We start from the raw sequence: 23,661 nt of genomic DNA, 5'->3' as shown, positions 1-23,661 counted from the left end.
AGTAAATTATGCAAAGCAGTCAATTAAATGATTTTCTTCATGAGTTAAAAACGATTACCGATATTGAAAGCCCCGCATCTCATATTAGCGGTGTAAATCAAGTTGCCGACTGGTTTATTCAAAAAGCCGAAAAACTTGGACTTTCCCATAAAAAAATCCCAATGAATAGTGATAAAGTTGCCGATTGTTTACTCATTAGCAATCATCCCGATGCGGAACAATTCGATATTTTGTTTGTTGCGCATATGGATACGGTTTTTCCGGTCGGTACAGCAAACGATGTGCCGTTTACCAATGACGGCGAAAGAATTAACGCACTAGGCGTTATTGACGATAAATCCGGCGCCTTACTCAGTTTCTATGTTTTACAAGAGCTGGATTTAACTAAATATAACGTTGCGGTGTACTTAAATTCCCACGAAGAAATCGGCTCTATGTATGCCAAAGACAGTATTCGCGAATATGCTCGCAAAGCCAAATATTGTTTTGTGATGGAACCTGCACGAGAAGACGGTTCGATGGTAGCAACCAGAAAAGGAGTCATCACCTATAAAATTGATTTTCACGGTGTCGCCGCCCATGCGGGTAATAATCCGGAAAGGGGACGTTCCGCATTAGTCGAAGCGGCTAATTTTATTGTCGAATTTTCCAAATTAAACGACTTTGAAATAGGTCATACCTTTAACTGTGTGATTAATCACGGCGGCAATGCGCATAATGTCATTGCGGATTTTGCTTCACTAACGATTGAAATGCGTTACCGCTTGCCGTCTTCCGTCGAATTTTTCGAACAACACTTAAAACGCATACTGGATAACCCGTTCGTTGCAGGAGTCACCTCTACTAAAGTATTAGTAAACAATGAAGCGCCGATGATTGATGAAGTGAATTTACCGAAAGTGAAACAAATCTTTGACGAAGTAGGACAGCAGCTTCAATACCCAATCAAATGGGTGGATGCGGGCGGTTTAAGTGACGGTAATATCGCCGCTTCGTCAGGTTGCTTGACGATTGACGGTTTAGGACCGACCGGCGGTAATATGCATGCGAAAACCGAATATTTAGAAGTCGATTCGATTGTTCCTAAATGTAATTTGGTGGTTGCCGTCATTAAACATTTATTTAATGATCATTAATCAATAAAAAATCAGCCTACAAATTCCTCTTTTTGTAGGCTGATCCTTTTATCATTTTTTCGCACGTTTGCAACAACAATCATTCAGATGATCATCAACAAGCCCCATTGATTGCATAAACGCATAACAAGTAGTTTCGCCGACAAACACAAAACCTTTCTTTTTCAATGCCTTTGACATTGCGCTCGAAACGGCAGTTTTTGCTGGTACGACGGATAAATCCGGCACGTCGTTAATTTGTGGCTTACCGCCGACAAATGCCCAAATAAATTGGCTAAAATCTTCTCCGTTTGCTTGCATGGCAAGATATGCCTTAGCATTTTTCACAATCGCTTCCAATTTGGCTCGATGGCGAATCAAACCGGTATTTTGCATAAGTTGATCAATATCCGATTCCGTCATTTGTGCGATACGTTCCGGTTCAAATTGATAAAAGGCTTGGCGATAAGCCTCGCGCTTTTTCAATACGGTAATCCAAGAAAGCCCTGCTTGCTGCCCTTCCAAACAAATTTTTTCAAACAGCTTGCGACTGTCAAATTCAGATTTACCCCATTCTTGATCGTGATAATTGATATAAATTTCACTCTCTCCCACCCAACTACAACGCTTTACCATAGCCATATTCTCCAAAAACTGATGAAAAAAGACCGCTTGTGATAAAAATCATACTCACAAGCGGTCAGCTTTTAACTAAACGTTACAACTATTTTCTTGGTAAATAGCGAGTCGGATCAACCGATTTACCTTTGTAACGAATTTCAAAGTGAAGTTTGTTACTGTTCGTACCGGTACTTCCCATACGCGCAATCGTATCGCCGGCATTTACCGTATCCTGTTCATCGACTTTGATACTGTCATTATGCGCATAAGCACTGAGGAAGTCATCATTGTGTTTAATGATAATCAAGTTACCGTAGCCTTCTAAAGCATTACCGGCATAGACCACTTTACCTGCCGCCGCCGCTTTTACGTCTTGTCCTTTGCTACCGGCAATATCGATACCTTTATTGCCGCCTTCCGCCGCAGAGAAACCGGATACTACGCGACCTGCCGTCGGCCATTGCCATTTAAAGTTAGAAGCCGGCGCACTCACGTTATTTGAAGAAGAATAATTAGGTGCGGTTGCTGTCGTAGCTCGTACCGCCGGTGTTGTCGCCGCACTTGCAACCACTGCGGTGGTCGCAGTAGATGAAGCCGTTGCAGGATTACCTACCGAAGCGCGAATACCATTGTTGGTTGCAGGTACGGAAGCCGAACCGGTGCTTGCTTTTACCGGTCCGGTAATATTACCGTCCGAAGCGTAAGTCGTACCGTTCGCTCCCTGTTGATAAGTTATTTGCGGTTCGACAGGTACGGTAACTTTTTCTTCTACCGTTACCGTTTCCGTTGCGGATTTACCAGTTTTCAGTTTCTGTCCTACGGTTAATTGATACGGCTCGCTCATATTATTCAATGCGGCAATTTCTTTTACGTCTTTACCGATAATATAAGCGATCAAGAACATCGTATCGCCTTTACGCACCGTATAAGTCGAACCGTCGTAGAAACCTTTTTGAATTTGACTATACACCGGCGCATTGTTCGCATCGCGAGGGATCTCAAAATTCTGATTTACTTTTTTCTCAACCGTTTTGGTTTTTTTAACGATTTTCGTCGCCGTTTGCGGCTGAGCCGGCTGTTCGGTAATGACCGGATTTTTTATAACCGGTTGAGGAATGGTCGGAGTCGGAATCGATGTCGCTCCCATTGTAGTCGGCATAGATGCCGGCTGAATATCGGATTGCCAGCCGTAAGTTGTCGGCGCGCTGCCGGCTACCGGCTGCATTACGCCCGGCGTTAATTCCGTACTATCCGCCGCACTTACGACGGGAGCGGGTTGATTGGAACTACAAGCGGTCAAAATTACCGCGGCTAACGGCAATAAAAAAAATGATTTCTTCATCTGTTCAATTTATCCTTTCGTATGCTAAAACGATTATTTAGTCATTGAAGCCGGCATCGGTGCGGACTCAACGTCTGACGACCAACCGTAGCTTCCTGTCGATGCGCCTGATCCGGAAACGGGTTGCATAATCCCCGGCGCCAATTCCGCATCGTCTTTCGGTGCGTTCTCACTTGCTCCGCAAGCGGTCAGGCTTACCATAAACGGCAATAATAAAAATGCCTTTTTCATATTACTTTCCTTTAAAATCTAAAAACGAATAAAACGACAGCGGCAAAGCACAACTGTCGTTAATACTAACAAAATAAACCTACCGTTATCTTACACGCAGTATTTGACCTACGTGTAATTTACTCTCTACACTGAGATTATTTAATGCCGCAATTTGTGCCGGCGTTTGACCGGTAAGATACGAAATTAAATACATTGTATCGCTTTTTCCGACCGTATAACTACTATCGGTATAACAACCTTTGGTAATTTCCGCATAAACCGGTGCACCTAACGCATCTCTTACCACTCGGCAATTACCAATCATATTGCTACCGGCACCGCTTTCGCTTGTATAGCTCGGTGCGGATTGTACCGGAGTTTGAACCACAGGCTGTTGCGGTACGCTATTAACCGGTTGCGTATAAGCGGTTTGATTATTATAAGCGGTATTTTGCTCGATTGTCCGTGACGGAGCCGATGCCATAGACGCCGGCATTTCTACCGATTGAATCGAATCCGTCGCTTGCCAGCTCGGCAATGCGGTTGTCGATGAAATACCGTTTGAATTCACATTCGCCACTTCCGCCCCATCAGACGAAGAAGACGAAGAAGACGAACAGCCCGATAAGGCTAAAGAAACTGAAACTGCTAATGGGAATAAAATAAATGATTTCTTCATTGTCATATCCTTTATTTAAATAATTGATAAGCGATATAAGCTAAGGCTGCCGCAACAATCGTTCCCCAACCGATTAATTCGATAGAACGACGAATTTTTTCCGCATATTTTTCTCCGCCCCACGCCGACAGTTTCGCTACCAACGCAAAACGGGCAAAGCGAGAAATCGCCGCAGTAATGACGAACGGGAAAAATGCCATCTGCATTACGCCTGCACAGATTGTAAACACTTTATAAGGAATTGGCGAGAAGCCGGCTAAAAAAACGACTGCGACACCCCAAGTTTCAAACCAAGATTTCGCTTTATCGAAATTCGCTTGCATTCCCCAATCGGCAATTAATCCTTGTACCCATTCAAACGCATACAAACCGATAAAATAGCCGATAATACCGCCGAGTACCGAAGCAATCGCGGTATAAATCGCATAACGCATCGCCTTTTGCGGTTTGCTCATCGACATCGGAATCAACATTACGTCCGGTGGAATCGGAAAGAAAATCGCCTCGATAAAACTCACGAAACTCAACCAAAAACCGGCAAAACGGTGTTTAGACCATTCCATCGTTTTATCATAAATCGGACCAAATAATTTCATTAAAAAGTATCCTTAAGAGCTTGAATGGAATAGTGCGCCGTCATATCCGCCTGAATCGGCGTAACGGAGACATAGTTATGTGCCAACGCATAAAAATCGGTACCTTCACTCGCATCTACCGGCACGCCGTTCGCCCCCAGCCAATAAATCGTTGCGCCGCGAGGATCTTCTCGTTTAACGATTTCCGCCGCCGGCGAACGATGCCCTAAACGGGTAATCATCACGCCTTTGACTTGTTCGTAAGGTAGATCCGGCACATTAATATTTAAAATCTGACGGGCAGGTACAATGCCTTTTTGTACTTTCGGCAATAAATCCAAGACCACTTTAGCCGCCGTATCAAAATGGTTATTACCGAATAAATGTCCTTCGGATTTTCTACCCACCAGCGAAATCGCTAAACTTGGATAAGGTAAATGACGGCCTTCCAAAGCCGCGGCAACCGTTCCCGAATAAACCACATCATCACCTAAATTGGCACCGTGGTTAATCCCCGAAATAACTAAATCGAATGATTGCTCAAAAAAGCCGTTAAGGGCTAAGTGTACGCAATCCGCCGGCGTACCGGCAATCACCGCATAATTAAATTCGTCAAGTTGATGTACACGAATCGGTTCCATCAAAGTTAAACAACTTGATGCGGCACTGCGATTGCGATCCGGCGCAATTACCGTCACCGAATGTCCTGCATCGCGCAACGTTTCGGCAAGTGTTTGAATGCCCTGTGCGTGATAGCCGTCATCATTACTGATTAAGATATTCATTATTCTTGTTCCGTTAATTGAATTAATTCTCGCACTAATGCGGTAGCATAGCTTCCCGAATCTAAAAAGAAACGAAGTCGTAAGCCCTCGGCTTCAAATCGCCACGAAAAATCTTGCGGTTTACACAACATCGCACGGCGTGCGTTTGCCATACGTTCTTTTTTCATCAACTCGACTAACGTCGAATGTTGCGCAATTATCGCTTTTTCTTGCTCGCAAGCGGTTAATTCTAACGATTTTTCGCCGATTAAGGGGGCGGTTAGTAACACGTCGCCCGATGCTAAACGCTGTTGCGTTTCGGCAACTTCCTTTTCTTCCACCATAAAAAAACTGTTTGAACCGGCTAACTGCACATAATCGCCGGCTAATACGGTTTGGGTTAAATGATCGGCAATACGTTGCGAAACCACTAAGTTAAACACTTCACTACGTGCCGCCGATAAATAAAAACTACGTTTTTTACGATCTTTAACCGCTATTTCGCCGTTTGCCCAACGCAATGATTGCGTTAAATTGTGGCCGTCTCTGCCAAAACGCTGCTCGGTAAAATAATTCGGAAATCCGACCGCTTGTAAACGGTTTAAACGTTGGTTCAGTTCTTCCGATTCATTCACATCGCGCAATAACAATTCAAAATGATTTCCGGCAAGGCTTCCGACTCGGATCTTACGATTATGGCGAGTAACTTCCAACACCTCTACGCCCTCGCATTCAAATTGCGTAAAATCAGGCGTTTCTTTGCCGGCTAAGTGTAAACAAAACCACTGTTCGGTTACCGCATGACGATCTTTAAGACCGGCGTAGCTCATATTTCGTTCGGAGATACCGGCAAATTTTGCTAGTCGTTCGCCGACAAACAATGTGTTCGCATTGGTTTTACGGATTTTTACCGCCACAAATTCGCCTTCGCCGCTAAGCGGATAACCCAATTCTTCACGCACGATGAAATCGGCAAATTCCGCCTTTAATCTGCCCGCTTGTTGCGGTTGCCCTAAGAGATAATTTAATTGCATTGAATGTCCTTGTTCAGGCATAAAAAAAGTACACTAAAGTACTTTCCTGCCTATTGAATCCTATCTTGCTATTTTAACAGTTATCGCTCACTTTAAAAGCGACATCTTTTATTTTCACTGAATTTAGTTACGTTAAAGCGTGATGATTTTTCGTTATTCTGATTGTTAATTGATATAGGTCGCAATTCTTTGCGAAAAGAATCAAAAATTTTCATAAAATTTGGTATAGTTCGTATTACTTATTTTTATATTCAAACTCAATAGGAGAAATCACATGGCACGTCGTCCACTTGTAATGGGTAACTGGAAATTAAACGGTAGCAAAGCATTTACAAAAGAGTTAATCGCCGGCTTAAAAGCGGAATTAGCGGATGTTAAAGGCTGTGACGTTGCAATCGCGCCGCCGGTAATGTACTTAGCGGAAGCGGAAGCGGCATTAGCGGGTCAATCAGTCATCGCATTAGGCGCACAAAACGTAGACGTAAACGTACAAGGTGCATTTACCGGTGATATTTCAACCGAAATGTTAAAAGACTTCGGTGCAAAATATATTATTATCGGTCACTCCGAGCGTCGTACTTATCACAAAGAATGCGATACGTTCATTGCGAAAAAATTCGCTGCGTTAAAAGCGGCGGGTTTAGTACCGGTATTATGTATCGGTGAAACCGAAGCGGAAAACGAAGCGGGTCAAACCGAAGCGGTATGCGCAAAACAAATTGATGCGGTAATCGATGCGTTAGGCGTTGAAGCGTTTAACGGTGCGGTAATCGCCTACGAACCGATTTGGGCTATCGGTACCGGTAAATCCGCAACTCCTGCGCAAGCGCAAGCGGTTCACGCATTCATCCGCGGTCACATTGCAGCGAAATCACAAGCGGTTGCGGATCAAGTGATTATCCAATACGGCGGTTCGGTAAACGATGCGAATGCGGCGGAATTATTCACTCAGCCGGATATCGACGGTGCGTTAGTCGGCGGTGCGTCATTAAAAGCGCCTGCATTTGCGGTTATCGTCAAAGCGGCGGAAAAAGCGAAAGCGTAATTTGTGATATAATCTGTCATCACTAATAATAAACAAGCGGTTGAATTTACAAGATTTTTTGCAAATTCAACCGCTTTTCTATTTGATCGGTTCGTATGTCGTCTTAAGGTTTTTTATGGCGACTTTTAGCCAGATACGACCAACACACCGTCAAAAAGATCAAAGTAAACACCACGGCAAAGATAAACAGAATAACCTCTCCGATATAATAAATATCAATGACCGGTGAATCTAAAAGGCTGTTTCGATATTGCCAAATCATAAATGCCATCACTAACCAAATGCCCCAAGTCAGCAAAGTGATAAACAAGCTTTTTAAACGAATCCACCAACCGAGTTGTTTAGTTTTGTTAATAATCATTAATTTCTGTAATTGTTGCACCGACATATTAAACTCCTCTATCAGGACTGGTCCATACCGCTAATTTGGTTTTATTTCGGAAAATCGCTTTCGGGATACCGCACAGTAAAGTAATCGTATTTAGGCTCCAATACAGCCAAGGATACCAAATACAAGAAAATGCATATTTCACTACGCCTTTTTCATAGCGATTATCGATATAAAGACTGATACTTAATTGAGTGAAAAAAGCGATAAACAGTATCGCAATGCTCGGTTTTAACTCGGCCCAATCCAACAAACCGATTTGGTTATCAAAGATCAGGTTATATATACTCAGTAAAATTGAAACTAAAAGTAACGATGCCCAAATTGCGGTCACAATATATTCGATAAACATCGGCCACAAACGGCGATTTTTTAAACGCCAAATTTGCGGAAAATATTTCATCATGGTTTCCGCACCGCCTTGCGCCCAACGAAGACGTTGTTTAAACAGACCGTTTATGGTTTCCGGCATCAATACCCAGCATAGCGCTCTCGGTTCGTAGAAGATGTCATAACCCGACGTTTGGATTTTCCAACTGACGTCAATATCTTCCGTAATCATGTTCGTACTCCAACCGCCGATCTCGAACATTATGTCTTTTCTGAATAAACAACACACGCCCGACACGGTAAAGATGGTTCCCATTAAACATTGCGCACGTTTAATTAAACCGATAATCGAGCTGAATTCGGACACTTGTAAGCGTCCTAAAATCGTGCTTCGATTACGTACTCGCGGATTACCGGTCACCGCACCGTATCGAGGATTAGATTCCAACGCCTGCACCATATAATCCAACGCCTTGTAATCCAATACCGCATCACCGTCTATGCAACCGACATACTTGCCTCTTGCGATTCGCAGACCGTTATTTAACGCGCTGGCTTTACCGGAGTTCGCTTGGTGTAACGCAACGATGCGCTTATCTCTTTTCGCCCACTTATCGATAATCTCTCCGGTATGATCTTTACTGCCGTCATTAATAAAAATCAGTTCGTAATTCGGATATTTTAGATTGAGCAAATGCGGAATCGCTTCGTCTAAGTTATCCGATTCGTTATAGCAAGGCACCATTAAGCTGACTAACGGTACTTCTTCATGCTTCATTTGATCAAAATTCGGCGGTACTTTTAACTTTTCTTTAAATAAAAAATATGTAAGCCCTGCAAAAGCCCAATAAAATGCCATTACCGCCGGATAAGCAAATACAAATAAACTGAATATTTCTAGAATCATATATCCGCCTACTTCCTTGTGATATCTCTATTACTTGAAACATAAGGTTTCATTTTTTGCAGCATTTTTTCATCAAATAAATATCTATTCGGGTAATAACCGAAACTTATTATTTGATGTTTTTCTAATAATTTAATCCAGCTGATCAACTCTTCCGACGATAGATTTTCCGATGTTTTGGGATTCACTACCGAGAAATCGAATAAAATCTGTTTCTTCTCAACATTAGAATCTTTCACTCGCTGAACGATATCGAGTAACCAATTTTTAGCTTTCTGCTTAGTCGTCACACCGCCTAACGAATAAGGGCGCACCTCAATTAAAATACTGTCGTAATTCTTACTAAACTCGACTAAATTTTGAGTAAAATTCGTATCTAACGGGTGAATATTTCTGGAAATTCTTTGCGTATATCGATTAAAGAAGAAGTAAGGTTCCGCCGCTTCCGTCCACAATTTCGTCAGCGCCATCGTTTCTTTCGAATTATCGATCCATTTATGTTTGCCGATTTTGCTGTCAAAGAATAATCCGTCCGTTTTTGAATAAAGCGATAAATCTCGGTAAAGCGATTGCATCACATTCACTTGACGTAAATTCTCAGGTAAGCTCTCGAGCGAAGCCGGCATCCACGTATAAACTTTCACCCCGGCACGCGTACGTAATTGCCAAGCCACCTGACTAAAAATATCCGCTCTTACCGGAAGATATTTATTAGGGAAATAGACCGCATCAATGATGCCGTCTTTATTGCTATCCGAATACGCTTTTAAGTACACCGCCGTTACGCCGTATTTAGCGACATTACTAATCAAGGCATCGTAATTCGCCTTAAACTTAATCGGATCCGGACTATATACGAAGTCTAAATTAATATGTAATTTTCTCTGTACAAAGGATTCGTTATCCGTATCCGCCACTCGATTCAAATAACGTGCCATTACGGAGAAATTAGATTCCGCATCAACGAGAAAACGTCCTACATGCGCATCGCCGACACGATTCACCTTTTCTTTCAAAGTAAAGTGATACGGCATTCCGGCTTCTTTTGCCAATTTAATTGTTGTTTCGGTAAAAGCGCCATAAGGCCAAACCATAATTTGCGGCGCTTTGCCCGTGTGTTTCTTAATAAGTCCGGAAGATATTTTCATATCATTCAGAATACGGGATTTATATTGTTCTTCCGTTTCGTATTTACCGTTTTTGTATTCCGGCGCAATCATCGCCGCCAGCTGGCTACCGCCGGGATTTGCTTTTATACCGTGGTGTAAATCATGAGTGTGCGAGGCAATTTCAACTAAACCGCTGTTTTGCATTTCATCGATTTGTTGCCAAGTCGCAAAGAATTTCTCGCGATCCAGTTTTTCATTACCGTATTGGATTTTTTGTCCCATCGGCGTGCTAATCCAACTTGAAACGGGCGCAAAGACCGCCGGATAGTTATAAGCCTTTAATAGCGGATAAATAACGCTATACATCGTTTCATAACCGTCATCGAAAGACAGTAATACCGCTTTATTCGGAAGTTTGGTTTTCCCCTTTTCAGCATCAACAATTTGTTGCCAGCTTACAATGTTATATCCTTGACTTTTAAACCAATTAAAATGCGCGATTAATTGATCGGAAGAAATCGTCTGCGAGACATATAATCTTTTATCTTTGGGCGCACTTTCATCGACAACGGAATGGTAAGCCAATACGCTATAAGTATTATTCGCCAATACGTTTATTGATAAAAAAGACAAACAAGCGATAATTATTCGACTAAATTTTTTAAATATCATTGTTATTACCTAAATTAAAAAGAATACGAAAAATTCACGTTACCGTAGTTATTAAATTCGGCCGCACCGTCATAAATATTTTTCTTACGACCGATTTCATAAGATAAATTGATTTTTTTGGTAATACGCCAGTCATGTCCGTAACTAACCGCCCATGAATGTTCGGCTTTATGATTTTGTTGCTTATATTTCCCGACCAAACCCTTTAAATGGTGGGTTAAAACCAGCCCGTAATTCATCGGTTGGCGATAACTTAAATCCGTACTGAATTCGATATTTCGACTTTTATCCGGGTTGTAATACCAAGCGGACGCAATGTTTTTATTACGCTGATAATCAAAACGAATACCGTTGTTCAACGCCCAGCGATCGTGTTGGAACGTTTGTGAAGACGCCCATAAATAGAATGACTTACGCATATTATCGTCATCAAACTTCATTGCATTCACACCGGTTCCCACTTGCACAAGATCTCGATAGGTATAAGTGGTGCCGAATCCGATATCTTTGGTATAAACTTTTTGATTTATCGCTTTAATCGGGGTCGAGCTGCCGTTAATATTACCGGACAGTTCAAACTTCCAGTTTTCGTTCAATACGTAACCGGAATTTACCGAAACATATCCTTTTTCATTTAATTTAATCCCCTTACCCGCTTCAAGCGTAAGGTTAAACGGAAAGAAATTCAGATAACTACCGGCACCGATTCTACGTTGCTTAAGCACTTCCCCTTCGGTCGGTACTTTATCCTCCGAATAATGCACATAAGCGTAATGCCCTTCGGTAGTTTTTGCCGAATTTAAATAATATTCCTGACTAAATTCATTACTCTGCTTATTACTAGGCGCCGTTTGATGAGAAATACCGAATGATGCGGTAAAACCGCCTCTTCTGGCTTCATCGTATCGCTTCAAGACCGCTTCCGCCGATTCTTTTTCTTCCGCCGTATAACTTTCGATAATTTGATAAGCCTTAGCGAAATTTCCTTGATTTAAGGCGATATTCGCACTTTGATGTTTATAGAGCGCTTGATCCTTACCTAAGAACTGGCTTGCTTTATCCACTAAAACGTTTGCTCGGTCATGGTTATTTCTGGACGATTCCAAATCGCTTAATGCCAACATTGCCCAAGGATCACCCGGAGTCAAATTAGTTAAACGATCTTCTAACACGGCAACCGCTTTTGATTTATTGCCTCTCCAATTATGTAAATTGACTTGGCTATAGAATGCTTGCTCATAATTAGGATTTAATAGGCGAGTTCTTCTGGTAAAATCCCAAATTTGTTTACTCTCTTTAATTTGATCTTGATATATTTGAGCCTGTTCAAAATAACCCGCATCGCTTGACGCATTGATTAATTTAAATAATAAGGCCGTACTTATATGCTTATTATTCGCCTGTTCCGATTCGGCTAATTTTTGATAAATTTCTAATGCTTTAAACGGCGAACCGTCTTTTAACAGCATATCGGCATAAGCCTCTTGCACATAATTCGGCATTTCCTGATTCAAGGATTTCAGAATCTCGTAATCTTTTATTACGAGCGCCTTATTATTCATTTTATTCGCTAATATCATGCGATCTTGAACCGCTTGGCGATATAAAGGATTATCTTGTTCCAGCGAATCGATGATATTTGTCAGACGCATATATCCGGACTTTAACCCGGACATTTTTAAATTATCGTCTCCTTTAATTGAAGATATTACTTGACCATGTTCCAACCAATTTAAATCTTTTTGAGAAAATAAATTCGGATAACGTTTAACTAATTCGGATTGAATGGGAAGTACATTTAATTTCGTTGCCAGACGATAAAGTTTTAAGGCAAGTTCAGGGTTAGGTTCGGCTTGTAATTGTTGATGCCAACGACCTAATTTTGAAAGATTCGGCTCGGTATGATCCAGTAAATAATTAGATGCCTCTCGATAACTATTATCTGCGCCGAATTTACTTTTATATTGCGTAAGATGTTTTTTCGCATCCGCATATTTACTTAGTTCAACTTCAACCAAGCTGCTTCCTAATAAACCGTTCGGATTATTAGGATATTTTTGACTTAATTTTCTATATAACTGAAGTGCTTTAGGGAAGTCTTTACTATTACGATACGCCTTGGCTAAATTTTCCAATTCACTTTCGGAAAAATGATTAATATTACAATCTGCACAAACATTAATCGCATGCTTAAATTCGCCTTTTCGCATCATTAATGCGATTAAATCGTCTCTAACTTTTCTATCACCTGTTTTTTTATATAAATCAGATAGTTGAGAAATCGCTTGTGTTAATTGGCTGTCTCCTTGACGAGAAAAAATCACAATTTCTTCCCGCTTTATATCTATCGGCGATGCATTGGCCAAAGCAGTATTGAGGAACGTTGTAGATAATAGACAAAGCGCTAAAGAATTAAATTTTATCTCCATAAAATACATCCATAATTTAGTTAAATTTATAATAGTATTGATTATTCCGCTTATTCTCATAAGCATTCTTAATCGCATAAAGACTACTTTCTCTTATATACATTACGGAAGCATACAAACGTAACAGCTTAAATTAACGGATAAAGAGCATGGAGAGGCTGTTAGACATCCTTTTTATATTCACCTTGAGCCATAAGCAAAAAACTAAGCATCAGAACTAACAATAGAAATTATCGAGGTTCCGCCATTTTGTATTGAACTTAATTTCAATAAATATTGTCTTAGTATTATGAATTGCTGATAGCATTAAAGAAGGGAAGATATAATCGATCTTTAGCATCGTATCTTTTACCTAAGTAAAAAAGCTAAAACCTATAACAAATCCATACTGTTATATAATCGAATTACACTATAAATATAGTCAAACAACATACCGCCACATTAACATATAACGTAGTTATAATAGCCTTCATACTTGACAAATATAAATTTACACATCTTTATTCAGATATAAAAATCCCTATTCATCACATCCTTTGAATGAATTACTATTTAAAAGTTCCAAAAATTTTAAATAAAGCAAGTCGGACGTCTTAATTAACCCTGATTTAAATTAGACTATACTCAAATGATAATTATAGAAAAGTTATAATAGGACGGTTTATTTAACACAAATACGAAAAATTATTTATTTCTCAATCATAAGTTTTACTTGACATAAACTAAAATTTATGACTAAAGTTTTAAACATATTAAAAAGAGATAAAAAAAGCGGTCTAATTTGTAAAAATCTTTGCAAATTAGACCGCTTGTATCGTTTTACTATTTATTTAACTGAACCGGCAAAAATAAACTTAACGGGCGTTTACGTATTATTTCCCATAAGCATTTTAAAATTTCCCGCCAGCTATCAATTTCGGTATTGCGTGAACGCAGCGCAATCCACAGCGTTAGAGAGAAGCTGACTATCAAATTGACCGCACCGATCATCAACACAAAGCAGATGCTTTGCAATAACACTTGCCAGCCTAACGATTCGCTCACCACCGCATAACCGACATTCGCCGAAGAAAAAGCAACGTGGCGAATATCTAACGGCAGCCCTAACCAATAACCGATCACGCCAGTAATGCCAAGCAACATACCGAAGCCTAAGTTACCGATAATCGAACCGATATTATCATGCACGTAATCGGCAAATTTCTCTCGTACGGATAACGGAAAAATCGCCTTTAACCACGGGTGCTGTCTTAACCGCATACGGGTATTTAAATAGTTGCTGCGGTTGTCAAAGTAGCCGGAAATAATCCCCGAGCAGAACAACCACAAACCGGCAATAGCCGCAAACCATAAGGTTCCTTTGGTCGGGTCAATCGAGCTTAGCTGATATTGCACCATTTCACTGTCTAATAACGCTTTTCCGGTGTGTTCGGCATAGCCGTAAGCAATTAATGCCGCTACACTCATCGACACAATCACATTCCCCAGCACCGCAATGCTTTGTGAACGCAATACGTCCACCAACAATTGCGCCAGTTTCATATTCACCGCACTTCCCTGAGGGTTTCTCTCGACCGCTTCGGCAAAACGTGCGGCAGTCATCGCCGGCTGTTTGGTTGCTACTGTAAAATGCAACATAAAGATAACGGTAAAACCGATGCCGTAGTTCAAACCTTCCGCAATACCTTTCCAGACTTTATCGTCAATCATTCCACCCAGATACACTTTAAAGAGCGCCATCAGCGCAATCAGCACGCCACCGCCGGCAGCGGAATAAAACATACTGAAATATTCTTTTTTATCTCGAGTAATATAGTGCTCGCCGTGATCACTGGTGTGTTGGGTAATACTGCGAGAAAGCATTTTGACACTTTGTTTCCATAAGTCGGAAATACTGTGCTGTTTTGCCGCCGCTTCCGCCAACATTTTAGTAATTTGCAACACGCGTAAACGAGCGACTCGGTTGGTAGAAAATAATTCCATCAACATCGCCAAACGATCTAAGGTTTGACTTAAACGTTCAAGCAAATGTGCCACCCCAAGTGACGAACCGGCTATCGATCCTTTTTTCTGTAAGCGATCCACCAATTCGCGTGATTGGTTAAACATCACCTGTAAGTGGCTATCGTCATAATATTGATTTTGACGACGAGCCGCTAACCATAAAAACACTTCTTTTTGCAATGCAACAAACGGTGAATCGGCATCTAACAGCGTTCGATCCAAACGAATTAACTCCGGTTCCAAATCCTCCGCCGCAATCCAAATCGAAAGCATTTTGATCGCAAATAACCCTTCGTGACGAATATGCTCATACAGCCAAGCTCTATCCTGCTCGCTTACACTGTGATCTAACGTATTGAGAAAATTTAACCAGATCTTAGTCGAAATGGCATTAATCCATTCCACATCATGCCGATCGCAAAACAAGAGAATAAACACATCGCGTAAATCATTCACATCTTTAAAAGACGGGTTGAGTTTCTCATATAAGCGATTACGCATTTCTCGCCCGAAACCTTGGCGACCTAAAATGCCGCTACTGACGAGAATCGGATATAAACGTAGCTGACAAAGCCAGCGGCAAATTAGCGTAGCAGCCGCTTGAGCGAGTTCCGGTTGTTGTTTAAGTAAATCGGTAAAAAATTCTAATTTTTCGACCGCTTGTTCCGGCTTGTCGGCTCTAAGCCACTGACATAATCCGTTTAACAGAGTAAAAGCGTCGTTTTGTTCGATTTGCCGGCTGACAAAGGGTAAAAGGGTCGTTTCATTCAAGTTTATTTTTGGCATATTTGATTCTATTTATTCCTATTTTTCATTAATTTTAATCATTCCGAGCTGGTTTTACGGAAAAAAGTTCAAAACAAAACGGTAAGGTTTCCCTTACCGTCAATTAAATTACAATCTATCAATACTAAACTAATTTAAAGATCACTTCAAAACTATCGCCTTGCTGTAATTTTCGATTGATACGAGCGGTTTCGACGCATACCATCGTTTGATAACCGGTTTCGCTCATCGCACTTGTCGCTTTATGCCACGGATTCCATAACACGACGTCGCTCGCATCAATGTGTTCAATTTGAATCGTGCGTTGATTCGCCATATCTTCAATGCGATTAATAGCCTGCTCCGCACTATAAATACAATCGACATTTTCGTTAATTTTACGCGGCGAAGGCACTTGTACAAATTGTTTGGTTAATGAATCAAAGCATTCGTGCGGTAAGCCTTTCACTTCGGTTTGCTCAATATTCGATACATTGAAATAGCTATGCAATGCCGCCTGCGCTTCTTGTTCGGCATAGTGAGTGAAAATCAAATGACATTCTTGGCTAAACGCCATTTCAATTTTCGCTTCGATAATATTTTGTTCGTCATAGAGCGAAAATTCTAAGTAAGCATATTCCGCATCCGTTTCATAATGACTGAGCGACCATTCACGAATGCGAGCCGTGCCGTGTGACGGACTTTTTACCGAACCGAACCACGGATAACAAATCGGCACACCGCCGCGAATCGCATTGCCTTTTTGGAACGGCTCAATCTCCGAAAGCCATAATACGTCTTGTTTCGCCGTAGCCGGTTGCCAACTTAATAATTGTGCGCCTTGTAAAGCCACTACTGCTGTTCCTAACTTATGTGCAACACGAATCACATATAACTCATGACATTTCTCGAGGCTGATACCTTGGCTGATTTGACGAATAAATTCGGTTTTCATATTCTGCTCCTTTACCCTATCCAAAAGCAAGCGGTCAAATTTACAACCTTTTTTGCAAATTTGACCGCCTGATATTAATCAATATCTTTTAATTCTTCTTCGGAAAGCTGTTCTTGACCGCTTTCTTCCGCCGCTTTACCGTCGCTCACTTTAAATTCGAGGTTTTGGAAATACGCCTCGCGGAAAGTCACATACGGATCAGCAGATTGCTGTAATAACGGGTCTTGATCGAGTAATTTCGCCCGACTGTCCACACCTTGTATCGCAAATTTCGCCACCGTCCACGGCATAGTTAGCATTGATAGAACGGGATAGGCGGAATCCGCCGCTTTTCCGATCGCTTGTCGAGGTGTGGTCGCGCCGTAACCCGGCACCATAATATAAGCGCCGGTCGGCACGCTATAACTGCCCAGCGTATGACCGAATTCACGATTACCGTTATCTAATTTTAAATCTTTCGTTTGGCTTGCCCAGTCAATTAAACCGCCTAGACCGAAAATCGAGTTAATCCAGAAACGGTTAAAATGGATCATTGCCTTTTTACCCTCGCCCTCTAACAGACGATTGACAAAACTTGCCGGTTCATCAAGGTTATTCGCCACATTGGTTAAACCGGTTTTAATCGGACTCGGCACATAATCACGCCAACCTTTTGCAACCGGTTTGAGAGCATAGGTATCAATATAATCGTAATTGACCTTCCACATCGCTCGGTTAAAGCCTTCCAGCGGATCTTTACGCTCACCGGAAGCCGGATCGATTGACGACGAACAAGCGGTTAATAGCAGCACGCCGGCTACTAAACTTAATTGTTTTAATTTCATGCTATTTTGCCTTGTTAAAGAAATCATTGTTACATTTTAACCAAGTCGTACTAAAACACAAAGAAAAGCTAAGTAAAATTGAAGATAGAAATCTAGACGTCCAGATTGCGGGAGAATGTTGTTTTGATTACAATACCTGCAATTTTTATATAAAGCAGGATTTTAACTATGGCAGATTGGAGTGGGGAATACATTAGCCCGTATGCCGAACACGGCAAAAAAAGTGAACAAGTGAAAAAGATCACGGTATCGATCCCGATTAAAGTATTAGAAATTTTAACCAACGAACGTACTCGACGTCAGATCAAAAACTTGCGTCATGCAACCAATAGCGAATTACTATGCGAAGCCTTTTTGCATGCCTTTACTGGACAGCCGTTGCCGACGGATGACGATCTGATGAAAGAACGCAGCGATGAGATTCCGGAAGAGGCTAAAGCGAAAATGCGCGAATTGGGTATCGACCCTGATAACTGGCAATATTGATAATTAACGAGCCTCATTTTTGAGGCTTTCTTACAATGGAAAAGGAGTCTTATGAATTATCGACAACTCGCGAAAGAAGCTCGCTGGGCGCTCTGGCTTGCTTTAGTTTATTTATTCGGTTGGATAGCTTTCGCCTATTTCTCACCGGCAGGACGAGGCATTTTCGGCTTTCCGATTTGGTTTGAACTTGCTTGCATCGCTCTACCGCTCGGTTTTACCGCCGTCGTGTATTGGACGGTCAAAAAAGTTTATCAAGACATTGATTTAAATAAGTAACATAGCAATGAATAAAGAGATGTTATTGCCGTTAATCGCTTATTTATGCTTTGTGTTCGGTGTCGCTTTTTATGCTTATCGTAAACGCCAAGGCGGTAGCTTTTTATCCGAATATTACGTAGGCAGTCGCTCAATGTCCGGTTTTGTGTTGGCGATGACCACCGCCGCGACTTATGTCGGGGCGAGTTCGTTTATCGGCGGCCCGGGTGCGGCTTATAAATACGGATTAGGCTGGGTATTACTCGCAATGATTCAAGTACCGGCGGTATTGCTGGCGTTAGGAGCGTTGGGTAAAAAATTCGCCTTACTCGCCCGCCAATATAATGCGGTAACTATCAACGATTTATTATTGGCTCGTTATCAAAATAAATTCGTGGTGTGGATTTCCGGCTTTGCCTTGTTGCTTTCATTCTTTGCGATGATGACGGTACAGTTTATCGGTGCCGGTCGCTTACTGGAAACCACCTTAGGCGTACCGTATCAAACTGCAGTAATTATTTTTGCGATAACTGTCGGAATTTATACTTTTATCGGCGGTTTCCGTGCGGTAGTGCTAACCGATACGATTCAAGGGTTAGTGATGTTAGTCGGTACATCGTTATTGTTGGGCGGCGTAATTTATGCCGCCGGCGGTGTAGAGAATGCGGTAAATACGTTGGAAAGCATTAATCCGCAATTAATCGAGCCGTACGGCATTGACGAACGTCCGCTGGATTTTACCTTTATGACCTCGTTCTGGGTATTGGTCTGCTTCGGTTTAATCGGTTTACCGCAACTTGCGGTACGCAGTATGGCGTATAAAGACAGCGCTTCTTTACATAAAGCGCTCGTTATCGGTACGTTAGTGGTATCGTTGCTGATGTTCGGTATGCACCTTGCCGGTGTGCTTGGACGTGCGGTCATTCCCGATTTAAAAATTCCGGATCAGGTCATCCCGACCCTAATGATTCAGGTACTACCGCCACTGGTTGCCGGTATATTCTTGGCGGCACCGATGGCGGCGATTATGTCGTCGATTGACTCGTTATTAATTCAATCGTCTTCCACCCTAATCAAAGATTTATATTTAGCAGTGAAGCCGGAAGCAGTCAATAACGAAGCTAAGTTAAAACGCTTCTCAACCATGACCACGCTTACTTTTGCGGTGTTATTAGTGTTTGCGGCGTTAAATCCGCCGGATATGTTAATTTGGCTTAACTTACTTTCGCTCGGCGGCTTAGAAGCGACATTCTTATGGGTCATCGTATTAGGGCTTTACTGGAAAAATGCGAATGCAGCCGGTGCGATTAGCTCGATGTTGGCAGGTTTAACAAGTTATGTGATTTTCACTAGCTTTAAAATCAGTATTTTGAGCTTCCATGCGATTGTACCGTCGTTAGTGATCGGTTTAATCGCTTTCTTAATCGGCAATCGTTTCGGTAAAAAATCGTAATCGGTAACAGCGGTTTTTAACCAACCGAATCGTAAAAAGGCATAGGTTCCCAACCTATGCCTTTCTTTTTAGTTAAGCAAAGAAGCTACTACAATGACTAATGTAAATACACCCAGCCAGAAAAGTTGTACTTTGACATTCTGACGATTCAATGCCTGATTATGTAAGCGGCGTTGTTCCAATTTCTCACGATAAACGGCTAAGTCCGCTTCTTTAAATGAAAAACCGCAATGCGGACAAGCGATAACACTCTCGCTAATTTTGTGCCGACACTCTGGGCAACGTTGTAATGCCATAACAGTTCCTTAAAACAAGCGGTCGAATTTGGCGGATTTTTTGCAAAATTTTGTCAAAACTCGACCGCTTGCGATTACCAAATGCGAATACGTTCCGCCTCATTGCGATACATTTTATCGCCGGCTTTGGTGCCGAACGCACGATGGAAGCCGCTGATATTCAGTACCGGCGCATAAGCACGGAATTGCCCCGGTGCGTGCGGATCGCTTTTCACTTGGTGAGTAAGCGCTTGGACGGTCGCTTTATGGCGCCACGAACGTGTCCAGCTCATAAAGAAACGTTGATCGCTGGTGAAATTTTCAATCGTCGGGCTGATACCGTGATCTTGCTCGTACAGTTTCAGCGCATCATAAGCGATACTTAAACCGCCTAAATCGGCAATGTTTTCACCCAAAGTGAAACGCCCGTTTACAAAGACTTTTGGTGCGACTTCAAACTGATCGAATTGAGCGACCAATTTATCTGCTAAGGCTTCAAATTTTTTGCGGTCGTCCGCCGTCCACCAATCTTTTAGATTACCTTCTCCATCAAATTTTGAACCGCTATCGTCAAAACCGTGGGTGATTTCGTGGCCGATAATCGCCCCGATTGCCCCGAAATTGACCGCCGGATCTGCCTGTTGGCTATAAAGTGGTGCTTGTAAAATGCCGGCTGGGAACACAATCCGGTTCATTAACGGGCTGTAGGAAGCATTGACCACTTGCGGCAACATTCCCCATTCATTTAAATCGACCGGTTTGCCGACTTTAGCTAGGTTATAATCGTAGCCCCATTTGGCAATTTGTTGCATATTGGCGTAGAGCGTACCGCCTTGCGCCACGGTTTTAAGGGTTAAGTTGCTGTAATCTCGCCATTTGTTCGGATAACCGACTTCGACAATAAACTTATCTAATTTGGCTTTCGCTTTTTGTTTGGTTTCCGCCGACATCCAGGCTAAGTTATCAATACGATGATGATAGGCTTTAACTAAATACTTCGCCATTTCCAGTACATCGTTTTTTGCCGATTGCGGGAAGAATTTCGCTACATAAAATTGTGCGAATTCTTGTCCGAGCCAGCTATTTATCGTGGCTAACGCACGTTTTTCTAACGGACGTTGTTGTTTCTGACCTACTAATTTTTTGCCGTAAAACTCAAAACGAACATCATCCATTTCTTTGTTTAAGTAAGGGGCGTTATCCGATAAGGTACGGAATAATAAGTAGTCTTTAATTACCGCTAAGTTTTGCGGATTGATAAGCTGATCCAACGCTTGGAAATAACGAGGCTCATATAAAATTACCTCATCGGTTTCCACGCCAACCGCTTTCAAATACTGAGCTAAGTCAATGTTTTTACTTAATTTTTTCAGTTGTGTCAGATTGGTCGGGTTGTAACGTTTTTGGATGTCACGATCTTCTTCATTGGTAAATAATGTTTTCGCAATCGCTTTTTCGTAAGCGACAATTGCTTTGGCTTTTGCTGCCGGGTTGGTGACTTTGGCATAACCTAAAATCTGTTCGATATAATCTTGATACAATTTTAAGGTGGCACGGTTTTCCGGCGTATCTTTTTGGAAATAATCGTTGCTTAAACCTAAATCCACATTGCTTAAATAGACACCGTTTTGACGGGAATTTTTTAAGTGCGCAAACACCGACCAACCGAATAACACTTCGTTACCGGCTTTGGTTTCTTCAATCAAATAGCGTTTTAAATCGGCAAAGGTATTGAGCCGTTTGATTTTCTCAATATCTTTGGCAATCGGGGTAAGTCCCGCTTGCTCACGTGCATTTAAGTCCGTATAGGTTTCATATACCGCTTTTAAACGTTGAGCTTTCGCATCATTTGCAAATTTCGGCTCGGAAATGACCGCTTGTAAGAATTTAATCGAACGTTGTTCATTCAATTCGTTTAATTCCGCTAACGTTCCCCAAGAAGTTCTGTCCGCCGGAATTTGTGCTTTTGCAAGCCATTTTCCGTTTACAAAACGATAAAAATCTTGTTGCGGCGCAACGATGTTATCGACACCTTCCGTTAAAGTAGATTGATAACCGGTAGTACTACAGCCGGCTAACCCGAGCGAAAGGGTTGCCAGACTCAATAAAAATTTTTTTGCCATAACCTTACTCAACTAAAATTTTGTGATGGGATTGTCTAAATGCTTTCGGGGTATCCGCATATTCTTTTTTAAATACCGAATAGAAATAGGGTAAAGAAGGGTAACCGCAAATTTCCGAAATTTCTTGGATCGAAATATCGGTAAATTGTAGCATATATTTTGCACGATTCAGTTTTTCCTCATGAATTACCTGATGAATCGTCTTATTCAATTCGTGCTTAAAACGTTGTTCTAAATTGGAACGCGAAATCCTTAAATGATCGAGAACTTGTTCGGTTTTAATTCCTTTACAGGCATTATGATGAATATAGTGCATCGCTTGAATCACAAACGGATCTTGGAACGCTTGGAAATCGGTAGAACGGCGTTGCTCTACCCGTAACGGCGGAATCAAGACGGGAGAATGACTCAATTTTTTGCCTTCGAATAAATGATGCAACATTTTTGCCGCTTGGTAACCGATTTGCTTTGTACCTTGCATCACCGACGAAAGCGAAACGCGCGATAAATGTTGAATCAGCTCTTCGTTATCAATACCAATCACGGAAATTTGTTCCGGCACGGCAATATTCAGATATTCACAGGCTTGTAGTAAATGTCTGGCTCTGGCATCGGTTACCGCAATAATGCCGGTTTGCGCCGGTAATGAAGCTAGCCATTCGCTTAATTCGGATTGCGCTTCCAACCAATTCTGCGCATTCACTTGATGCCCTAAATAGATATTGGTTTGATGTTCGTACTTTTCCATCAAATCGATGAACGCATTTTTACGTTCCACCGACCAATGTTTCTGTTCATCGCTCGGGATACCGTAAAACGCAAACCGATTAATGCCTTTTTGTTTGAGATGTAACAACGCCGTTTCCACTAAAGCGTAATTATCGGTGGCAACATACGGAATGTGCGGATAATAATCCGGATTTTGATAGGAACCGCCGACCGCAATCACCGGAATATTCATATCACTTAGCAATGCCGCGGTTTCGGGATCGTCAAAATCGGCAATAATGCCGTCAATTAACAGACCTTCCAGATCTTTTTTATGATAAGTGAAATCATCTTGCATAAAAATATTCCAAGTACATTGAGAGGCTTGAATATATTGTCCGATGCCTTCAATGACTTGGCGGTCGTAAACTTTATTCGCATTAAAACATAATGCGATACGAAAAGATTTTTTTTCCATAAATATCATTACGTAGTTAGACAGTCGCGCTAACATACCACATTTTGCGTAGTTATGAAAAAAGCACCCAATATTTACGAAAACATTGGATGCTTTTTAAGGAATCAATCGC

Annotated in this window: 22 protein-coding genes; 5 read left to right on the top strand and 17 right to left on the bottom strand. The window is 41.6% G+C overall.

Going from position 1 to position 23,661, the window contains the following annotated elements:
* Positions 1–8: 8 nt before the first annotated feature.
* On the top strand, positions 9–1,136 hold the full coding sequence (locus tag DRF63_RS10560) for a M20/M25/M40 family metallo-hydrolase (protein WP_005599687.1): 1,128 nt from the start codon (positions 9–11) through the stop codon (positions 1,134–1,136).
* Between the two features lie 51 nt (positions 1,137–1,187).
* Here DRF63_RS10560 and DRF63_RS10555 read toward each other — a convergent pair whose 3' ends face one another.
* The 7 genes from DRF63_RS10555 to truD all read right to left on the bottom strand — a co-directional run bounded on the left by DRF63_RS10555 (position 1,188) and on the right by truD (position 6,343).
* Complete coding sequence (locus DRF63_RS10555; RefSeq protein WP_043991941.1) at positions 1,188–1,751, bottom strand: DNA-3-methyladenine glycosylase I; 564 nt, start codon at positions 1,749–1,751, stop codon at positions 1,188–1,190.
* 88 nt (positions 1,752–1,839) lie between these two features.
* The gene (gene nlpD, locus DRF63_RS10550; protein WP_005599681.1) at positions 1,840–3,078 is read right to left on the bottom strand and encodes a murein hydrolase activator NlpD; all 1,239 of its coding nucleotides are present in this window, start codon (positions 3,076–3,078) and stop codon (positions 1,840–1,842) included.
* Between the two features lie 33 nt (positions 3,079–3,111).
* Positions 3,112–3,309: a hypothetical protein gene (locus DRF63_RS10545; RefSeq protein ID WP_005599679.1), complete on the bottom strand. Its 198-nt coding sequence runs from the start codon at positions 3,307–3,309 to the stop codon at positions 3,112–3,114.
* A gap of 85 nt (positions 3,310–3,394) precedes the next feature.
* Positions 3,395–3,976 carry a LysM peptidoglycan-binding domain-containing protein gene (locus DRF63_RS10540; RefSeq protein ID WP_005599678.1) on the bottom strand — a complete coding sequence of 194 codons (582 nt, stop codon included), beginning with the start codon at positions 3,974–3,976 and terminating at the stop codon, positions 3,395–3,397.
* Between the two features lie 5 nt (positions 3,977–3,981).
* Positions 3,982–4,566 (bottom strand): YqaA family protein, encoded by a 585-nt coding sequence (locus DRF63_RS10535; protein WP_005599677.1) that lies wholly within the window; start codon positions 4,564–4,566, stop codon positions 3,982–3,984.
* Entirely contained in the window at positions 4,566–5,330 is a 765-nt protein-coding gene (gene surE, locus DRF63_RS10530; protein ID WP_005599676.1) for a 5'/3'-nucleotidase SurE, read from the bottom strand. Before surE ends, DRF63_RS10535 begins: the two co-directional genes overlap by 1 nt.
* On the bottom strand, positions 5,330–6,343 hold the full coding sequence (gene truD, locus DRF63_RS10525) for a tRNA pseudouridine(13) synthase TruD (protein WP_005618591.1): 1,014 nt from the start codon (positions 6,341–6,343) through the stop codon (positions 5,330–5,332). Before truD ends, surE begins: the two co-directional genes overlap by 1 nt.
* A 274-nt stretch (positions 6,344–6,617) precedes the next feature.
* On the opposite strand from truD, the gene tpiA reads away from it, so the two are divergent.
* Positions 6,618–7,388 carry a triose-phosphate isomerase gene (gene tpiA / locus DRF63_RS10520; protein ID WP_005599672.1) on the top strand — a complete coding sequence of 257 codons (771 nt, stop codon included), beginning with the start codon at positions 6,618–6,620 and terminating at the stop codon, positions 7,386–7,388.
* A gap of 103 nt (positions 7,389–7,491) precedes the next feature.
* On the opposite strand, the gene DRF63_RS10515 is transcribed toward tpiA, so the two are convergent.
* From DRF63_RS10515 to DRF63_RS10485, 7 genes are all read right to left on the bottom strand, one after another.
* Positions 7,492–7,776 (bottom strand): hypothetical protein, encoded by a 285-nt coding sequence (locus tag DRF63_RS10515; RefSeq protein ID WP_005599669.1) that lies wholly within the window; start codon positions 7,774–7,776, stop codon positions 7,492–7,494.
* A gap of 1 nt (position 7,777) precedes the next feature.
* A complete protein-coding gene (pgaC, locus tag DRF63_RS10510) occupies positions 7,778–9,013 on the bottom strand; it encodes a poly-beta-1,6-N-acetyl-D-glucosamine synthase (RefSeq protein ID WP_005599666.1) in 1,236 nt (411 codons plus the stop codon).
* An 8-nt stretch (positions 9,014–9,021) separates the two neighbouring features.
* Positions 9,022–10,794, bottom strand: a complete 1,773-nt coding sequence (gene pgaB, locus DRF63_RS10505) for a poly-beta-1,6-N-acetyl-D-glucosamine N-deacetylase PgaB (RefSeq protein ID WP_005599664.1) — start codon at positions 10,792–10,794, stop codon at positions 9,022–9,024.
* A gap of 14 nt (positions 10,795–10,808) precedes the next feature.
* Entirely contained in the window at positions 10,809–13,301 is a 2,493-nt protein-coding gene (gene pgaA / locus DRF63_RS10500) for a poly-beta-1,6 N-acetyl-D-glucosamine export porin PgaA (RefSeq protein WP_192876860.1), read from the bottom strand.
* A gap of 744 nt (positions 13,302–14,045) precedes the next feature.
* Positions 14,046–16,013 carry a site-specific recombinase gene (locus DRF63_RS10495; RefSeq protein WP_012478608.1) on the bottom strand — a complete coding sequence of 656 codons (1,968 nt, stop codon included), beginning with the start codon at positions 16,011–16,013 and terminating at the stop codon, positions 14,046–14,048.
* 124 nt (positions 16,014–16,137) lie between these two features.
* A complete protein-coding gene (locus DRF63_RS10490) occupies positions 16,138–16,947 on the bottom strand; it encodes a D-hexose-6-phosphate mutarotase (RefSeq protein ID WP_005599659.1) in 810 nt (269 codons plus the stop codon).
* A 74-nt stretch (positions 16,948–17,021) separates the two neighbouring features.
* Positions 17,022–17,771 (bottom strand): MlaA family lipoprotein, encoded by a 750-nt coding sequence (locus DRF63_RS10485; protein ID WP_005599657.1) that lies wholly within the window; start codon positions 17,769–17,771, stop codon positions 17,022–17,024.
* Positions 17,772–17,939: 168 nt separating this feature from the next.
* Here DRF63_RS10485 and metJ point away from each other — a divergent pair, with 168 nt between their 5' ends.
* From metJ to panF, 3 genes are read left to right on the top strand one after another with little or no spacing between them, the layout of a single operon-like run.
* Positions 17,940–18,257, top strand: coding sequence for a met regulon transcriptional regulator MetJ (gene metJ / locus DRF63_RS10480; protein ID WP_005599655.1), 318 nt, complete (start codon positions 17,940–17,942; stop codon positions 18,255–18,257).
* 51 nt (positions 18,258–18,308) lie between these two features.
* A complete protein-coding gene (locus DRF63_RS10475; protein WP_005599653.1) occupies positions 18,309–18,533 on the top strand; it encodes a YhdT family protein in 225 nt (74 codons plus the stop codon).
* Positions 18,534–18,540: 7 nt separating this feature from the next.
* Positions 18,541–19,965, top strand: coding sequence for a sodium/pantothenate symporter (gene panF / locus DRF63_RS10470; RefSeq protein ID WP_005599651.1), 1,425 nt, complete (start codon positions 18,541–18,543; stop codon positions 19,963–19,965).
* Positions 19,966–20,033: 68 nt separating this feature from the next.
* Here panF and DRF63_RS10465 read toward each other — a convergent pair whose 3' ends face one another.
* From DRF63_RS10465 to DRF63_RS10455, 3 genes are all read right to left on the bottom strand, one after another.
* The gene (locus DRF63_RS10465) at positions 20,034–20,261 is read right to left on the bottom strand and encodes a zinc ribbon domain-containing protein (protein WP_005599649.1); all 228 of its coding nucleotides are present in this window, start codon (positions 20,259–20,261) and stop codon (positions 20,034–20,036) included.
* A 74-nt stretch (positions 20,262–20,335) separates the two neighbouring features.
* Positions 20,336–22,363 (bottom strand): M13 family metallopeptidase, encoded by a 2,028-nt coding sequence (locus DRF63_RS10460; RefSeq protein ID WP_005599648.1) that lies wholly within the window; start codon positions 22,361–22,363, stop codon positions 20,336–20,338.
* Positions 22,364–22,367: 4 nt separating this feature from the next.
* Positions 22,368–23,549 carry a XylR family transcriptional regulator gene (locus DRF63_RS10455; RefSeq protein ID WP_005599646.1) on the bottom strand — a complete coding sequence of 394 codons (1,182 nt, stop codon included), beginning with the start codon at positions 23,547–23,549 and terminating at the stop codon, positions 22,368–22,370.
* Positions 23,550–23,661 lie beyond the last annotated feature (112 nt).

Source organism: Actinobacillus pleuropneumoniae, from assembly GCF_003290385.1.
In the GTDB taxonomy this organism is placed as follows: domain Bacteria; phylum Pseudomonadota; class Gammaproteobacteria; order Enterobacterales; family Pasteurellaceae; genus Actinobacillus; species Actinobacillus lignieresii.
Note: the sequence above shows the minus strand (reverse complement) of the source record. Positions and strands in the feature narration are given on the sequence as shown.

Excerpts from the sequence above, each read along its gene's own strand:
- DRF63_RS10560 (WP_005599687.1), top strand. The coding sequence starts at position 9 with ATGCAAAGCAGTCAATTAAATGATTTTCTTCATGAGTTAAAAACGATT.
- DRF63_RS10555 (WP_043991941.1), bottom strand. The coding sequence starts at position 1,751 with ATGGTAAAGCGTTGTAGTTGGGTGGGAGAGAGTGAAATTTATATCAAT.
- nlpD (WP_005599681.1), bottom strand. The coding sequence starts at position 3,078 with ATGAAGAAATCATTTTTTTTATTGCCGTTAGCCGCGGTAATTTTGACC.
- DRF63_RS10545 (WP_005599679.1), bottom strand. The coding sequence starts at position 3,309 with ATGAAAAAGGCATTTTTATTATTGCCGTTTATGGTAAGCCTGACCGCT.
- DRF63_RS10540 (WP_005599678.1), bottom strand. The coding sequence starts at position 3,976 with ATGACAATGAAGAAATCATTTATTTTATTCCCATTAGCAGTTTCAGTT.
- DRF63_RS10535 (WP_005599677.1), bottom strand. The coding sequence starts at position 4,566 with ATGAAATTATTTGGTCCGATTTATGATAAAACGATGGAATGGTCTAAA.
- surE (WP_005599676.1), bottom strand. The coding sequence starts at position 5,330 with ATGAATATCTTAATCAGTAATGATGACGGCTATCACGCACAGGGCATT.
- truD (WP_005618591.1), bottom strand. The coding sequence starts at position 6,343 with ATGCAATTAAATTATCTCTTAGGGCAACCGCAACAAGCGGGCAGATTA.
- tpiA (WP_005599672.1), top strand. The coding sequence starts at position 6,618 with ATGGCACGTCGTCCACTTGTAATGGGTAACTGGAAATTAAACGGTAGC.
- DRF63_RS10515 (WP_005599669.1), bottom strand. The coding sequence starts at position 7,776 with ATGTCGGTGCAACAATTACAGAAATTAATGATTATTAACAAAACTAAA.
- pgaC (WP_005599666.1), bottom strand. The coding sequence starts at position 9,013 with ATGATTCTAGAAATATTCAGTTTATTTGTATTTGCTTATCCGGCGGTA.
- pgaB (WP_005599664.1), bottom strand. The coding sequence starts at position 10,794 with ATGATATTTAAAAAATTTAGTCGAATAATTATCGCTTGTTTGTCTTTT.
- pgaA (WP_192876860.1), bottom strand. The coding sequence starts at position 13,301 with ATGCGATTAAGAATGCTTATGAGAATAAGCGGAATAATCAATACTATT.
- DRF63_RS10495 (WP_012478608.1), bottom strand. The coding sequence starts at position 16,013 with ATGCCAAAAATAAACTTGAATGAAACGACCCTTTTACCCTTTGTCAGC.
- DRF63_RS10490 (WP_005599659.1), bottom strand. The coding sequence starts at position 16,947 with ATGAAAACCGAATTTATTCGTCAAATCAGCCAAGGTATCAGCCTCGAG.
- DRF63_RS10485 (WP_005599657.1), bottom strand. The coding sequence starts at position 17,771 with ATGAAATTAAAACAATTAAGTTTAGTAGCCGGCGTGCTGCTATTAACC.
- metJ (WP_005599655.1), top strand. The coding sequence starts at position 17,940 with ATGGCAGATTGGAGTGGGGAATACATTAGCCCGTATGCCGAACACGGC.
- DRF63_RS10475 (WP_005599653.1), top strand. The coding sequence starts at position 18,309 with ATGAATTATCGACAACTCGCGAAAGAAGCTCGCTGGGCGCTCTGGCTT.
- panF (WP_005599651.1), top strand. The coding sequence starts at position 18,541 with ATGAATAAAGAGATGTTATTGCCGTTAATCGCTTATTTATGCTTTGTG.
- DRF63_RS10465 (WP_005599649.1), bottom strand. The coding sequence starts at position 20,261 with ATGGCATTACAACGTTGCCCAGAGTGTCGGCACAAAATTAGCGAGAGT.
- DRF63_RS10460 (WP_005599648.1), bottom strand. The coding sequence starts at position 22,363 with ATGGCAAAAAAATTTTTATTGAGTCTGGCAACCCTTTCGCTCGGGTTA.
- DRF63_RS10455 (WP_005599646.1), bottom strand. The coding sequence starts at position 23,549 with ATGGAAAAAAAATCTTTTCGTATCGCATTATGTTTTAATGCGAATAAA.